This window comes from Streptomyces sp. AC1-42W (genome assembly GCF_003248355.1).
In the GTDB taxonomy this organism is placed as follows: domain Bacteria; phylum Actinomycetota; class Actinomycetes; order Streptomycetales; family Streptomycetaceae; genus Streptomyces.
The window spans coordinates 2314365-2328813 of the sequence record NZ_QKWY01000002.1 but is presented as its reverse complement, the minus strand read 5'-3'; the positions used below and the strand labels follow the sequence as shown (position 1 = coordinate 2328813).

The following is a 14449-nucleotide window of genomic DNA, read 5'->3' as shown; positions in this document are numbered from 1 at the left end:
TCGGCTCAGAACCTCTCCGGGAAGAGGAGGGCGAGGACGAGGTAGCCCAGCAGGGCGGCGGCCACGACGAGGCCGGCCACGTTGTCCGCGGTCACAGCTTCGCCACCCCCCTGGCGACGAGTGCCACCAGCGCGAAGACCGCGATCGTGGTGACGACGAAGGCCGTGTCGGCCATCGGATGCTCCCGGATTGAGGTGTCGTTGAATCGGACCTCATGAGCAAACCCCCCGCCGGCACCGCTGTGACCTGCGTTGATGCCTCCTTTACGGGAGTGGGCGCGGCCTTGACGCCGCCTGTACGCCGCCGATACGCGTCCTGTACGCGCGACGGCCGGTGGGCCGCACCCCGGGGAAGGGGTGCGGCCCACCGGCCGTCGTCGGGTGTGCGGGTCAGCGCACCTCGGTGATCTCGGGGCCGCGCTGGAGGCCCGCCATGCCACCGGAGAAGCGCGAGCCCTCCTGCTCCTCCTGCTGCACGCCCTCGGGGACCATCTGGGCGTCGTTGGGGAGCTTGAGGACGATCGGGTCGCGCGGGGCCATCGGGCCCTCGCCGCGGACGACCACGGTGTCCCGGAAGACCGTCTCCAGGAGCCCGGCGGCCTCCGGCTGCACGGCGCCCTGGCCGGAGATCACACCGCGCAGGAACCAGCGCGGGCCGTCGACACCGACGAACCGCACCAGCTGCACGCCATTGGTCCCGTCGGGAAGCTGTACGGGGACCTGCGCGCGCAGCTCCCAGCCCAGCGGGCCCTCGACCTCGTCGATGATGCCGCCCTGCTGGGTGATGCCCGAGGCGATCTCCTCGCGGACCTCGCCCCAGATGCCCTCCTTCTTGGGCGCGGCGAACGCCTGGAGCTGGATCGCGCTGTCGCGCAGCACGACGGTGGCCGCGACGATCGCGTCACCGGCGACCTCGACCCTCAGCTCCATGCCCTCGACACCGGGCACGAAGATGCCGCCCAGGTCCACCCGGCCGTCGCCGGGCGGGGACACCTCCTCGATGTCCCACGGGCCGTCCGGGCGCGGTGCCGGCGGAAGGTTCGTCCGGCGCGGCTCGCCCTCGGTCTGCTCGTCGACGACCTGCTCGGCCTCGCGCGCCTCGTCCGCCTTGTCATCGGCGGCACCACTGTTCTTGCGACGTCCGAACACGTCACTGTCCTTCCCGGTCGGATTCGACCGAAGCGTAGTTGTTCCCGCCCTGGGGAACCCCGCCCCGGACGCCATCAACATCAACGGCGGCATGACCGCCGGTGGACCCGAAGCCCCCCTCGGCCCGCGCCGAGCCGGGAAGCTCCGACACCTCGTGGAAGCGCACCTTCTCGACCTGCTGCACGACCAGTTGGGCAATCCGGTCGAACCGCTCGAACCGCACGGACTCGCGCGGGTCGAGATTGATGACGATCACCTTGATCTCTCCACGGTACCCGGCATCGACCGTCCCCGGGGCATTCACCAGGGCGACTCCGCAGCGGGCGGCGAGACCGGATCGTGGGTGCACGAACGCGGCGTACCCGTCCGGCAGGGCGATCGAAACCCCGGTCGGCAGCACGGTCCGCTCCCCCGGCGCCAGCTCGGCGGCCTCGGTGGTCACGAGATCGGCGCCGGCGTCACCGGGGTGCCCGTAGGACGGCAGCGGCACATCCGGGTCGACCCGGCGGATGAGGACGTCCACGGGGTGGCGCATCAGGGGTTCACCTCGAAGGCGCGGACGCGCTTGACCTGGTCGGGGTCGGCCATGGCGGCCCGGATCTCGGCCGGCCGGCCGTTGTCGATGAAGTGGTCCACCTTGACCTCGATGAACAGGGCGTCGGCGCGCACGGCCACCGGCCCGTCCGGTCCGCCGATGCGGCCGACCGCCCGCGAGTAGAGCTTGCGCCCGTGCACCGCGGTGATCTCGGCGTCGAGGAACAGCACGGTGCCGACCGGGACGGGCCGCACGAAGTCGGTCTCCAGCCGCCCGGTCACCGCGATCACCCGCAGCAGCCAGTTCAGCGAGCCCAGCGTCTCGTCCAGCGCGGTCGCCAGCACACCGCCGTGCGCGAGGCCCGGAGCGCCCTGGTGGGCCTCCTGCACGGTGAACTCGGCGGTCACCCGGACACCCTCCTCGGCGCGGGCCTGGAGGTGCAGCCCGTGGGGCTGTCCGGAGCCGCAGCCGAAGCAGTGCTCGTAGTGCGCGCCGAGAAGCTCGCCGGGGGCCGGGGCGTCGGGGTGCCGGACCGGTTTCACCGCGTCGGCCGGGGGCGTCAGAGCCGCAGATGTTCCACTCACAGGCGCAGACCTTACCCGCGCGGGTAGCCGCCGGTCGCGCCGTGCCAAGCTTGGAGCCATGCAGCCTTCCACCCAGCCTTACGACGAACGCCTCACCGCTCCCCGTTCGTGGTGGCTGATCGCCGTCCTGATCGGCCTCGCGTGCGCGCTGATGCTGCTGCCGCTGGGCACCCTTCCGCTGCTCGGCGGCCTCGCCGGCGGCTCGGTCCTGTCGGCCGTGGCGGTCAGCGCGTACGGCTCGGCCCGCATCCGGGTGGTGGCGGGTGCGCTGGTCGCCGGGGACGCGCGGATTCCGGTGTCGGCGCTCGGGGAGGCCACGGTGCTGGACGCCGAGGAGGCGCGCGCCTGGCGCACGCACAAGGCGGACCCGAGGGCGTTCATGCTGCTGCGCAGCTACATCCCCACGGCGGTGCGGGTGGAGGTCACCGACCCGCAGGACGCGACCCCGTACGTCTATCTCTCCACGCGCGACCCGCAGGCGCTGGTGGCGGCCCTGGACACGGCGGTCCGGGCCTGAAAGGTCCGGGAGGCGAGATCTCGCGCAGGGACGCGGGGAGCGACATGGACGATCGGGTCGTGGATTCGACCGATCGCCGCACCGGCGCTCTCCCCGCCCTGGCGTACTCCCCGTTTCACTGAATCCGGACGGCCTGCCCCGGTCACGGGCTCCGTCCTGCCGGTGTGTCCGGCCCTGTCGGCCGTATCACCGGCCGAGGCAGCCTCGCGGGCCGCCTCCCTTGCTGCTCCGGCTGCTTCGAGCGAGGCCCACGGGCCCCGCTCGTCCCTCCGTCCGTCCGGGCGCCGCTTGCGGAACGGTCTGTCCCCTGCCACGGCCGACCGGACCTCAGTCGCAGTCGCGGCAGATGGGCTGACCGTTCTTCTCGCGGGCCAGCTGGCTGCGGTGGTGCACGAGGAAGCAGCTCATGCAGGTGAACTCATCGGCCTGCTTGGGCAGGACCCGTACGGCCAGCTCCTCGTTGGACAGGTCCGCGCCGGGGAGCTCGAGGCCCTCCGCCGCGTCGAACTCGTCGACGTCGACGGCGGACGCCGTCTTGTCGCTCCGGCGCGCCTTCAGTTCCTCAAGGCTGTCCTGATCGACGTCGTCGTCGGTCTTGCGTGGGGTGTCGTAATCCGTTGCCATGTCGCTCTCCCCCTCTGGGTGTCTGCGGTGTCTCAGCGCTCGTAACGCATGAGAGGCCGGACTTGTGCCCGACCCGAGGCGGAGATTTTGCCTCACATCAAGGTCTGTTACTCAATCGACACCCAAAAGGACCGCTCGAGAGTGATCGGCTTGGGTGGCGATGGGGACCGTACACGGTCCTGGCGGCACCTTCGACAGGCACCACCCCGTGTACTTCCCGTAATACCCACCCCTGAAAACCTGGGGTTTCGCCGGGTTTCCGGCGAGTTCCCCGGTCACCGAGCGTAGAGGAGGGCACGTTCGCTCATGTGATCGATCACACACGAACTCTTCGAGAGCAGGTCCCGAAAATTCCGCTCAAAGCGAACAAAAAATAATCAGTGCGTAAACCGCCCCGTCCGCCCGATCAGACGGGCAGTGAGACACGCATCACAAGTCCACCGCCTTCACGTGGTTCCGCGATGATCCGGCCGCCGTGGGCGCGGGCCACGGACCGCGCGATCGACAGTCCGAGCCCGACCCCCTTGTCGCTGCCCGTCCGCTCCGTACGCAGCCGTCTGAACGGCTCGAAGAGGTTGTCGATCTCGTAGGCGGGCACCACCGGGCCCGTGTTCGAGACGACGAGCACCGCCTGGCCGGGCAGCAGCTCCGTGCTCACGGCCACCCAGCCGTCCTCCGGCACGTTGTACCGTACGGCGTTCTGCACGAGGTTCAGCGCGATGCGCTCCAGCAGGACGCCGTTGCCCTGGACGACCGCCGGCGCCAGTTCCTCGCGCATCTCCACGCCCTTGGTCTCGGCCTCCCCGCGCGCCTGGTCCATGGCCCGCGAGGCGACCTCGGCGAGATCCACGGGTTTGCGCTCGATGATCTGGTTGTCGCTGCGGGCGAGCAGCAGCAGGCCCTCCACCAGTTGCTCGCTGCGCTCGTTGGTGGCCAGCAGCGTCTTGCCCAGCTGCTGGAGCTCGGGCGGCGCCTGGGGGTCGGAGAGGTGGACCTCCAGCAGGGTGCGGTTGATGGCGAGCGGGGTGCGCAGCTCGTGCGACGCGTTGCCCACAAACCGCTGCTGCGCGGTGAAGGCCCGCTCCAGGCGGTCCAGCATGTCGTCGAAGGTGTCGGCCAGCTCCTTCAGCTCGTCGTCGGGCCCGTCCAGCTCGATGCGCCGGGACAGGTCGGTGCCGGCCACCCGGCGGGCGATCCGGGTGATCCGGCCCAGCGGCGAGAGGACCCGGCCCGCCATGGCGTAGCCGAAGGCGAAGGCGATGACGCTCAGGCCCACCAGGGCGAGCAGCGACCGGTTGAGCAGGGTGTCCAGCGCCTCCTTGCGCTGATGGTTGACACAGGTGTTCACCGCGGCGTTGAAGTCGTCGGCGGAGGCGTTCTGCGGCAGGTAGCAGACCTCGCTGGTCACCTTGCCGCTGACGATCTTGAACGGCAGGTCACTGCCCACGTGCATGGCCTGGGCGGCCAGCATGTAGATGATCGACAGCAGCAGGATGCCCGCGATCAGGAACATCCCGCCGTACAGCAGGGTGAGCCGTATCCGGATGGTCGGGCGCAGCCAGGGGTACGGGGGCTCCGGCTGCTTGGGGTCCCAGGTGGGTTTCGGGGGCGCCGAAACGGGCGGCGGTACGGGGGGCACCGGTCTCAGATCCGGTATCCGGAGCCGGGCACGGTGACGATCACCGGGGGCTCGCCGAGTTTGCGGCGCAGGGTCATGACGGTCACCCGGACGACATTGGTGAACGGGTCGGTGTTCTCGTCCCACGCCTTCTCCAGCAGCTGTTCGGCGGAGACGACGGCCCCCTCGCTGCGCATCAGGACCTCCAGGACGGCGAACTCCTTGGGCGCGAGCTGGATCTCCTGGCCGTCCCGGAACACCTCGCGGCGGTTGGGGTCGAGCTTGATGCCGGCCCGTTCCAGGACGGGCGGCAGGGCGACGGTCGTACGGCGGCCCAGCGCCCGTACCCGTGCGGTCAGCTCGCTGAACGCGAAGGGCTTGGGCAGGTAGTCGTCGGCGCCCAGCTCCAGGCCCTCCACGCGGTCGCTGACGTCCCCGGACGCGGTGAGCATGAGCACCCGGGTGGGCACACCGAGCTCGACGATCCGGCGGCACACGTCGTCGCCGTGGACCAGGGGCAGGTCGCGGTCGAGCACGACGACGTCGTAGTCGTTGACCTCGATGCGCTCCACGGCCGCGGCCCCGTCGTACACGACATCGACGGCCATGGCCTCGCGGCGCAAACCGGTGGCCACCGCATCGGCGAGCAGCTGCTCGTCCTCCACGACGAGTACGCGCACGGCGCTTCCTTCCCTAGAACTTCGCAAACCATCTCCACCGGGGCTCCGGACACCCGGAAGGGGCCCGGCCGGCCCGCACGGCGGGCAGGTCCGGGCACACCCCGTACGGCTCCATCCTGCCCGTATCCCGCATAAACCGGCGGTAAGACGGTGCGGTCCGACCTGCGGCTTCGGGGAAGCCACGGGTTTTCCGGGCCAGTTGAGGTTTCTCCGAGCCCATGGCTGGGGAGGACGAATTCACACCCTCGATCACGTCTTCCCATGTGGCGTTGTCACAGGCCCCTCCGTCTTCCGGAGAGTGCGTGATCACCCGCCCTACCGCTTCGGCGGAGGGAAACCCGGGCACACCCCCGTGCCACCCACCCACGATGAGGGGGCGCTTCATGGACGCTTTCACCGCAGGTCTGCTGCACCGCATCAAGACCACCGAGGACGACCTCACCCGGGCCCGTGAGACGGGCGACTACTTCCTCGCGGACGTCGAGCAGAGCGAACTCGACGACCTTCATCGACTCGCCGCCGAGCACGGTGTGCGCCTCGGCACGACAACGAACGCCTGAACCGTTCAGGACGAACACCCGGCTGTTCCGCAAGGGCCCCGAAGCTGCCGTACGGCGGCCGCGGGGCCCTTGTGCTGCCCGGACGGGGGCCGGGAGGGGGCGGGGGCGCCCCCGTCAGTCGTGCCAGGCTCCCAGCTCCTCCAGGAGGGCCTGGAGCGGTTCGAAGACGCCGGGCGGCGCGGCCACCGTCAGCTCGCCGTCCGCCGGCCGGCCGGGGCGCCCGCCGGTGAGGGCGCCCGCCTCGCGTGCGATGACCTCCCCGGCGCACAGGTCCCACGGGTGCAGACCGCGCTCGAAGTAGGCGTCGAGCCGTCCCGCGGCCACGTCGCACAGGTCGATCGCGGCGGACCCGCCGCGCCGGATGTCCCGGACCTGCGGAATCAGCTCGCGGGCCACCGCGGCCTGGTGGGCCCGGACGTCCGCGACGTAGTTGAAACCGGTGGACACCAGGGACTCGGCGAGCGGGGCCGCCTCCCGGCACCGCAGCCGGACCTTCTCCTCGCCGTACTGGCCGCCGGTGACGAAGGCGCCGTGGTCCCGGCGCGCGAAGTACGTCTCGCCGCGCATCGGGACCTCCACCACACCGGCGACCCGCTCGCCGTACATCTCGACGCCGATGGACACGGACCAGGACGGCAGTCCGTAGAGGTAGTTCACCGTGCCGTCGAGCGGGTCGATGACCCAGCGCACACCGCTGCGGCCCTCGGCGGTCGTGCCGCCCTCCTCGCCGAGGAAGCTGTCGTACGGGCGGAGGCCGATCAGGTACTCGGTGATCAGCTTCTCGGCGGCGATGTCCATCTCGGTGACGACGTCGACCGGGCTGGACTTGGTCGCGGCCACCCCCAGACCCGCCGGACGCCCGTCGCGCAGCAGCCGGCCGGCGAGTTCCGCGGCTTCCATCGCGAGTTCGAGCAGGCTGTCCACTGAGTGTTCGAATCTGGTCACGGCGCTCCCTGGGAGGTTGAGAGGGGACGGACGGGGAAGGGCGGGGGCTCACGCGTAGGGGCTGTCGGCGCCCGCGGCGGCGGGCTTCGGGGCCCTGGCCGGGCAGCAACCCACCGGGCACAGGTCGTGGCTCGCGCCGAGCGTCCCGAGGGCGCACCGCCCGGGTTCGAGGCCCCGCTCGGCGGCCGCCCGCTCCAGGACGAGGTCGCGCACGGCGGCGGCGAACCGGGGGTCGGCGCCCACGGTGGCGGAGCGGCGTACCGGCAGTCCCAGCTCGGCGGCCTTGGCGGTGGCCTCGGTGTCGAGGTCGTACAGGACCTCCATGTGGTCCGAGACGAAGCCGATGGGTGCCATCACGACGGCGGGCACCCCGTCGCCGTGGAGGGCTTCGAGGTGGTCGCAGATGTCGGGCTCCAGCCACGGGATGTGCGGGGCGCCGCTGCGCGACTGGTAGACGAGCCGCCAGGGGTGGGCCACCCCGGTCCGCTCGCGCACCGCGTCCACGATCAGCCGGGCCACGTCGAGGTGCTCGGCGACATAGGCGCCGCCGTCCCCGTGCGCCTCGACCGGGCCGGAGGTGTCGGCGGCGGAGAGCGGGATGGAGTGCGTGGTGAAGGCCAGGTGTGCGTCCGGACGCACCTCGTCGGGCAGCTCCGCCAGCGAGGCGAGGACACCCTCCACCATGGGTTCCACGAAGCCGGGGTGGTTGAAGTAGTGCCGGAGTTTGTCCACGCGCGGAACGGGAAGGCCCTCGGCCTCCAGGACGGCCAGTGAGTCGGCGAGGTTCTCGCGGTACTGCCGGCAGCCGGAGTAGGAGGCGTAGGCGCTGGTGGCCAGGACAGCGATGCGGCGGTGGCCGTCCCCGACCATCTCGCGCAGGGTGTCGGTGAGGTAGGGGGCCCAGTTGCGGTTGCCCCAGTACACCGGCAGGTCCAGTCCGTGCGCGGAGAAGTCCTCGCGCAGTGCGTCGAGCAGGGCCCTGTTCTGGGCGTTGATCGGGCTGACGCCACCGAACAGGAAGTAGTGCTTGCCGACCTCCTTGAGCCGTTCCTCGGGGATGCCCCGGCCGCGGGTCACGTTCGCGAGGAACGGGACCACGTCGTCCGGGCCTTCGGGGCCGCCGAAGGAGAGCAGGAGCAGGGCGTCGTAGGGGGCGGGATCGCGCAGATCGGACATGACGTCGATCCTGCCACCCGCGCCGGGGACCGTTCCCACCGACATCCGGGCCGGGTGCGCGGCCGGGCTGCGCACGGGCCTCGGGAGGGGTGGATGCATATGCGGGGGCCGTGAGTATGATCCCCCTCCAACCGGCCGGTAACCCCGTGGTCTCCGTCCGGGGGAAACACCGGCTGGGTGGGCCGGTTCCTAGGGAAGGGCGCGGGGAAGATGACCGAGACCTACGCACGGACGGCGACGGGCCCGTGGCGCAACTGGGCGGGGAACGTCACCGCCCGGCCGGCCAGGACCGTGTCCCCCGCCTCCGTCGACGAGCTGGCCGACGTGCTCCGCCGGGCGTCCGAGGACGGGCTGCGGGTGAAGCCGGCCGGCACCGGCCACTCGTTCACCGCGACCGCGGCCACCGACGGGGTGCTGATCCGGCCCGATCTGCTGACGGGTATCCGGGAGATCGACCGCGCGGCGATGACGGTGACCGTCGAGGCGGGCACCCCGCTGAAGCGGCTCAACACCGCGCTGGCCCGCGAGGGCCTCTCGCTCACCAACATGGGCGACATCATGGAGCAGACGGTCGCCGGGGCCACCTCCACCGGCACGCACGGCACCGGTCGTGACTCGGCGTCCATATCGGCGCAGATACGCGCCCTGGAACTGGTCACCGCCGACGGCACGGTGCTGACCTGTTCGGAGACGGAGAACCCGGACGTGTTCGCGGTGGCCCGGATCGGGCTCGGCGCCCTCGGCGTCATCACCGCCATCACCTTCGCCGTGGAGCCGGTGTTCCTGCTGACCGCCCGCGAGGAGCCGATGAGCTTCGACCGGGTGACGTCCGACTTCGACCGGCTCGTGACCGAGAACGAGCACTTCGAGTTCTACTGGTTCCCGCACACCGGGAACTGCAACACCAAGCGGAACAACCGCAGCGCCGGTCCCGCCGCCCCGCCCGGCCGCGTCAGCGGCTGGATCGACGACGAGCTGCTGTCCAACGGCGTCTTCCAGGTCGCCTGCTCGCTGGGCCGGGCCGTGCCCGCCACGATCCCCTCGATCGCGAAGCTCTCCAGCCGGGCCCTGTCGGCCCGCACGTACACCGACATCCCGTACAAGGTGTTCACCAGCCCGCGCCGGGTGCGGTTCGTGGAGATGGAGTACGCGCTGCCGCGCGAGGCGGCCGTGGCGGCGCTGCGCGAGCTGCGGGCCATGGTGGACCGCTCGCCGCTGCGGATCAGCTTCCCGGTGGAGGTGCGCACGGCTCCCGCCGACGACATCGCGCTCTCCACGGCGTCGGGCCGGGAGACCGCGTACATCGCCGTCCACCTGTACCGGGGCACCCCCTACCAGGCGTACTTCACCGCGGTGGAGCGGATCATGACCGCCCACGCGGGCCGCCCGCACTGGGGCAAGATCAACACGCGGGACGCCGCGTACCTCGCCGGGGTGTACCCGCGCTTCGGCGAGTTCGCCGCCGTACGCGACCGGCTCGACCCGGACCGGCTGTTCGGCAACGATTATCTGCGCCGGGTGCTGGGCGACTGATCCGGGCTCACTGCGCCGTCTCGGGACCGGCGGGGGCCGGTGCGCCGTCCGGGGTGGCCGGGTCGGTCGCCGGGCTCTCGCCGCCGTTGTCCGTGGCGCCGGGGCTGGGGGTGGGCGCCGGTTCGACCGCGCCGCCCGCCGGGCCGGTGGGGGTCGGCGTGGGCGTGGGCTTCGCCGCGTCGGTGGGGGCGCCGCCGCGGTCGGGCTGCGGGGCGGTGCTGCCCGCGTCCCGGTCGCCGGTGCCGGGGGTCGGCGTGCCCCGGTCGTCCGGGGCGCGGTCGGTGGTGTCCCGGCCGGGTTCCGTGTCCTCGTCGGCGGGTGCGGGGGTGGAAGGCCCGGCGTCGCGCTCGCCGCGTACGACGGAGCCCACGGTCGTACCGCGGCCACCGCTGAGGTCGCCGCCGGAGATCAGTTCGTACGTGGTGATGCCGGCCATCGAGACGACGAACACGGCGGCCGCGCCGATGGCCGACCGCTTCCAGCCCCGCAGCCGGGTGCCGTGCGTGGTGGCCGCCGAGAACTCCTCGTCCGGACCGGGCGCCACCGCAGGACGGCGCAGCACGGTCGTCCGGTCCGCCTCCGCGTCTACGTGGCGCAGCACGGTCGTGGCGTCGAGGTCCGCCGCCGTGTCCGTGCGGCGCAGCACGGTCGTGGGGTCGTCGACCGGGCCGAGCAGCGCGGTGATCCCGGCCGGGGCCCGGTGGGCCGCGTCGTCCGGGCGGCGGGCGCCGGTCTCGCGGGTGTGGACCGTCACCTCGCGTCCGGGGTGCTTCACCTGAACGGTGACCTCACGTATCTGCTCACCCGTACGGCGGAAGAAGTGCTGGAAGACGGAGCCGCCGCAGGTGGCCACGATGCTCATCACACCGGCGCCGGCGATCGTCCCGTACACGCCGAGCTGGGAGGCCGCCACGGCCGCCGCCACCGCCGCGACCGCACTGCCCGCGACCTGGGGCAGGCTCAGATCGATCCGCCTTTCCTGCTGTTCTGTGTCGCTTTCCGGCTTCCGCACCATTTCCAGCCCTTGATTGACATCTCTCCCACCCTGCACCAACTAGGGACACGTGAGCGAAGTCGAAAGTTCCGGTTGCGAGGATTGTGTGAAGCACGACACGGATCATGGGCGGCGGGCGTTCTGCGGGGTAGGTCGACTTCCACACCTCCCGATAACTTCGGCGGCGCGGCGGTCCACCCACATGGCCCGAATGGAGTACTGTGGCGAGCCCTGGGGCCGGACACCCGCACGGGCGTCCGAAACCTCCGGGAGGGGGCCGAAGGAGGCACTCGATCCGGCGGCGCACGGCATCGCACGGCGACCTGCTCCGCAGAGTGACCATCGGTCACTTTGCGTTGCGCATGGGTTACCGTGGCATATCGGCGATCAAGGGCTCACGCCCGACACGCCGGGCAACACGGCAATGTTGTGGCAGGCCGCAGCCGGGCAGGCCACACTCGACTAGCGGAAGCAGCGACGCACGTGACGTCGGCAGGCACCACCCGGGAGGTCCCCATGCCCGAACTGCGTGTCGTGGCCGTCTCCAACGACGGCACACGACTGGTGCTCAAGGCTGCGGACAGCACGGAATACACGCTTCCGATCGATGAGCGCCTTCGAGCCGCCGTGCGCAACGACCGCGCCCGGCTGGGGCAGATCGAGATCGAGGTGGAGAGCCATCTCCGCCCCCGTGACATCCAGGCCCGGATACGAGCCGGCGCCTCCGCCGAGGAGGTCGCCCAGTTCGCCGGGATTCCCGTGGACCGGGTGCGCCGCTTCGAGGGCCCCGTGCTCGCGGAACGCGCCTTCATGGCCGAGCGGGCCAGGAAGACTCCGGTACGCCGTCCCGGCGAGAACACCGGCCCCCAGCTCGGCGAGGCGGTGCAGGAGCGGCTGCTGCTGCGCGGCGCCGACCGGGAGACCGTCCAGTGGGACTCCTGGCGCCGCGACGACGGCACCTGGGAGGTCCTCCTGGTGTACCGGGTCGCCGGTGAGCCGCATTCCGCGAGCTGGACGTACGACCCGCCGCGCCGGCTGGTCCAGGCCGTGGACGACGAGGCTCGTTCGCTGATCGGCGAGACGGACGAGGTCGCGGCCCCCGAGCCCAGCTTCCCGTTCGTCCCCCGGATCGCCCGGCTGCCGCGCGACCGACCGCTGGACCGCGCGCTGGACCGGCAGATCGAGCGCCCGGCCCCGCCGCCTCCGCCCGAGCCGGAGGAGCGCATCGCCGGGGTGACCGCGAGCGAGCGCGACTCCCTCACCAGCCTGCTGGAGGCGGTCCCGAGCTTCCGCGGCGACCTCGTCGTCCCGGAGCGGCCCACCCAGCCGGAGCCCCCGGCGATCGAGCCTGCCCAGGAGCCGGAGGTCGAGGAGCCTCCCGCCGCGTCGGCGGGCGCCGGCTCCGCCTACGCGGACGTGCTGATGCCGCGTGCGGTCGCCGGCCACCGCGACCGGCTGACCGGGACGACGGACCGGCAGGCCGAGGCGGACGGGGTGCGCCCCGGACGCCGGGCGGCGGTCCCCAGCTGGGACGAGATCGTCTTCGGCACCCGCCGCAAGAAGCAGGACTGAGAAGGCCCGACAGCATGACGAGGGCCCGTACGCGAGCGCGTACGGGCCCTCGTGCGCAGTCCGGCCGGGAGCGCACGCGCCGCCCGGACGACGGTGTTCCGTTACTGCGGGTCGGGTCCGGTGGCGACCGGGCGCGACGGGTCGGCGGACCAGTGGGACCAGGAGCCCGCGTAGAGGGCGGCCCGGTGTCCGGCGAGCTCCAGCGCCAGGACCTGCTGGGCCCCGGAGACGCCCGAGCCGCAGTAGACGCCGACCTCCGCCGCGTCCCCCTCGACGCCCAGCCCGGCGAACCGGGCGGCCAGGTGTTCGGGGCTCAGGAAGCGTCCGTCCGCGGCCATGTTCTCGCCGGTCGGGGCGGAGAGCGCGCCGGGGATGTGGCCGCCGACCCGGTCGATGGGCTCCACGTCGCCCCGGTAGCGCTCGGCCGCCCGCGCGTCGAGCAGGACGCCGGAGCGGGCCAGGGCCGCGGCGCCGTCCGCGTCGAGCAGCGGCAGCGCACCGGGCGCGGGCACGAAGTCGCCCTCCACCGGGTCCGGGGTCTCCTTCGACAGCTCCCCCGGCCAGGCCGCGAGTCCGCCGTCCAGGACCCGGACGTCGTCGTGGCCCGCCCAGCGCAGCAGCCACCAGGCCCGTGCGGCCGCCCAGCCCTGACCGCCGTCGTAGACGACGGCCGGCGCGTCGGCGCGCACTCCGGCGCGGCGCATGGCGGCGCCGAACACGGCCGGGTCGGGCAGCGGGTGGCGGCCGCCCTCGCCCGCCGGACCGGCGAGTTCGGCGTCGAGGTCGACGAAGACCGCGCCCGGGATGTGCCCCGCCTCGTAGTCGGGCAGGCCGTGCGGGCCGCCCAGCTGCCAACGTACGTCCAGGAGCACCGGCGGACGTGGCCCCGCCAGCGCGCTCACACAATCGGATGCCGAGATGATGGGCTTCATGTGTGCCATCCTCGCGCAGACTCCCGGCCCTCCGTAACGACGGGGAACGGTCAAACCCTGACGAACCGTTCCGCCTGCCGTGAGATCCCGCAATGGACGGCGCGGCCGGAGCGCATCCCGCGCCCGGTGGTGCAAGCATCTGCACGGGGCGTACTACTCCGCTCGCGCCGCACCACGGCGCGCCCGGCCCCGTTTTCCCGTACGGCCACCACGATGGTCCGAGGAGAGTGACGATGACCGAGGCTGCCGCTCGGCGTACACCCGGAACACCTTGCTGGGTGAGCCTGATCGTGCACGGCCTGCGCACGACCCAGAACTTCTACGCCGAGCTGTTCGGCTGGGAGTTCGGCCCCGGCCCCGAGCAGCTGGGCCCGTACGTACGGGCCCTGATCGGCGAACGGGAGGTGGCGGGCATCGGCCAACTGCCGCCCGACCGGCACCTTCCGATCGCCTGGACGACCTATCTGGCCACCGATGACGCCGACCGGACGGCGGAGGCGATCCGGGCCTGCGGCGGCACGGTCGGCGTCGGACCGATCGACGCGGGCCGGGCGGGCAGGATGGCCATCGCGTCCGATCCGGGCGGGGCCGTCTTCGGGATCTGGCAGGCCGCCGCGCACATCGGCACCACACTGTCCGGGGCGCCCGGCACCCCGGTCTGGAACGAGTTGGTGACGCGGGAGACGTCGACGGTCGCCAAGTTCTACCAGGCGGTCTTCGGTTACGAGAGCAAGGCCGTCGTCTCGGCGGACTTCGACTACCAGACGCTGTATCTCCAGGGCCGCCCGGTGGCCTCCCTGCACGGCGTCGGCCACACGCTGCTGCGCGACCGGGGCCCGCACTGGATGACGTACTTCGAGGTGGCCGACACGGACGAGGCGGCGCAGCGGGTGGTGGAGCTGGGCGGCCAGGTCCTGAGCCCGCCGAGGGAGGGCCCGAGCGGCCGGGTCGCGACGGTCGCGGACCCGGAGGGCGCGGTCTTCACCATCCAGCGGTCGGCCGAGGTCTGACGGGGCTCGCCGTCGCAGGCG

General features: G+C 72.2%; 16 protein-coding genes. 5 read left to right on the top strand and 11 right to left on the bottom strand.

The features are described 5' to 3' along the window. Positions 1–5: 5 nt before the first annotated feature. From kdpF to DNK56_RS28460, 4 genes are all read right to left on the bottom strand, one after another. Positions 6–95 (bottom strand): K(+)-transporting ATPase subunit F, encoded by a 90-nt coding sequence (gene kdpF / locus DNK56_RS28475; protein WP_018520580.1) that lies wholly within the window; start codon positions 93–95, stop codon positions 6–8. 294 nt (positions 96–389) lie between these two features. Continuing rightward, positions 390–1148: a DUF3710 domain-containing protein gene (locus DNK56_RS28470; RefSeq protein ID WP_111338643.1), complete on the bottom strand. Its 759-nt coding sequence runs from the start codon at positions 1146–1148 to the stop codon at positions 390–392. 1 nt (position 1149) lies between these two features. Next, positions 1150–1683 carry a dUTP diphosphatase gene (gene dut / locus DNK56_RS28465; RefSeq protein ID WP_111338642.1) on the bottom strand — a complete coding sequence of 178 codons (534 nt, stop codon included), beginning with the start codon at positions 1681–1683 and terminating at the stop codon, positions 1150–1152. Continuing rightward, entirely contained in the window at positions 1683–2267 is a 585-nt protein-coding gene (locus DNK56_RS28460) for a PaaI family thioesterase (protein ID WP_111338641.1), read from the bottom strand. The genes dut and DNK56_RS28460 overlap by 1 nt, the downstream gene beginning before the upstream one ends. 58 nt (positions 2268–2325) lie before the next feature. Between DNK56_RS28460 and DNK56_RS28455 the strand changes: the two genes are divergently transcribed. Next, complete coding sequence (locus DNK56_RS28455; RefSeq protein ID WP_111338640.1) at positions 2326–2784, top strand: DUF3093 domain-containing protein; 459 nt, start codon at positions 2326–2328, stop codon at positions 2782–2784. A 327-nt stretch (positions 2785–3111) separates the two neighbouring features. Here DNK56_RS28455 and DNK56_RS28450 read toward each other — a convergent pair whose 3' ends face one another. From DNK56_RS28450 to DNK56_RS28440, 3 genes are all read right to left on the bottom strand, one after another. After that, positions 3112–3408 (bottom strand): DUF4193 domain-containing protein, encoded by a 297-nt coding sequence (locus tag DNK56_RS28450; RefSeq protein WP_003965732.1) that lies wholly within the window; start codon positions 3406–3408, stop codon positions 3112–3114. Between the two features lie 406 nt (positions 3409–3814). Continuing rightward, positions 3815–5047: a sensor histidine kinase gene (locus DNK56_RS28445; RefSeq protein ID WP_111338639.1), complete on the bottom strand. Its 1233-nt coding sequence runs from the start codon at positions 5045–5047 to the stop codon at positions 3815–3817. Positions 5048–5052: 5 nt separating this feature from the next. Continuing rightward, positions 5053–5706: a response regulator transcription factor gene (locus DNK56_RS28440; RefSeq protein ID WP_111338638.1), complete on the bottom strand. Its 654-nt coding sequence runs from the start codon at positions 5704–5706 to the stop codon at positions 5053–5055. 383 nt (positions 5707–6089) lie between these two features. Between DNK56_RS28440 and DNK56_RS35590 the strand changes: the two genes are divergently transcribed. Further along, positions 6090–6266 (top strand): hypothetical protein, encoded by a 177-nt coding sequence (locus tag DNK56_RS35590; RefSeq protein WP_199563595.1) that lies wholly within the window; start codon positions 6090–6092, stop codon positions 6264–6266. 114 nt (positions 6267–6380) lie between these two features. Here DNK56_RS35590 and DNK56_RS28435 read toward each other — a convergent pair whose 3' ends face one another. After that, positions 6381–7190: an inositol monophosphatase family protein gene (locus DNK56_RS28435; protein ID WP_111338637.1), complete on the bottom strand. Its 810-nt coding sequence runs from the start codon at positions 7188–7190 to the stop codon at positions 6381–6383. A gap of 69 nt (positions 7191–7259) precedes the next feature. After that, positions 7260–8387: a ferrochelatase gene (locus tag DNK56_RS28430; RefSeq protein ID WP_111338636.1), complete on the bottom strand. Its 1128-nt coding sequence runs from the start codon at positions 8385–8387 to the stop codon at positions 7260–7262. A gap of 210 nt (positions 8388–8597) precedes the next feature. Between DNK56_RS28430 and DNK56_RS28425 the strand changes: the two genes are divergently transcribed. Next, entirely contained in the window at positions 8598–9920 is a 1323-nt protein-coding gene (locus DNK56_RS28425) for a D-arabinono-1,4-lactone oxidase (protein WP_111338635.1), read from the top strand. Between the two features lie 7 nt (positions 9921–9927). Here the strand turns inward: DNK56_RS28425 and DNK56_RS28420 are convergent, their stop codons facing one another. Next, positions 9928–10935: a hypothetical protein gene (locus DNK56_RS28420; RefSeq protein WP_111338634.1), complete on the bottom strand. Its 1008-nt coding sequence runs from the start codon at positions 10933–10935 to the stop codon at positions 9928–9930. Positions 10936–11430: 495 nt separating this feature from the next. Here DNK56_RS28420 and sepH point away from each other — a divergent pair, with 495 nt between their 5' ends. Then, positions 11431–12486, top strand: coding sequence for a septation protein SepH (gene sepH / locus DNK56_RS28415; protein WP_111339651.1), 1056 nt, complete (start codon positions 11431–11433; stop codon positions 12484–12486). 101 nt (positions 12487–12587) lie between these two features. Here the strand turns inward: sepH and DNK56_RS28410 are convergent, their stop codons facing one another. Continuing rightward, complete coding sequence (locus DNK56_RS28410) at positions 12588–13418, bottom strand: sulfurtransferase (RefSeq protein ID WP_111338633.1); 831 nt, start codon at positions 13416–13418, stop codon at positions 12588–12590. Positions 13419–13651: 233 nt separating this feature from the next. Between DNK56_RS28410 and DNK56_RS28405 the strand changes: the two genes are divergently transcribed. Next, positions 13652–14428: a VOC family protein gene (locus DNK56_RS28405; RefSeq protein ID WP_199563596.1), complete on the top strand. Its 777-nt coding sequence runs from the start codon at positions 13652–13654 to the stop codon at positions 14426–14428. The last annotated feature ends 21 nt before the right edge of the window (positions 14429–14449 follow it).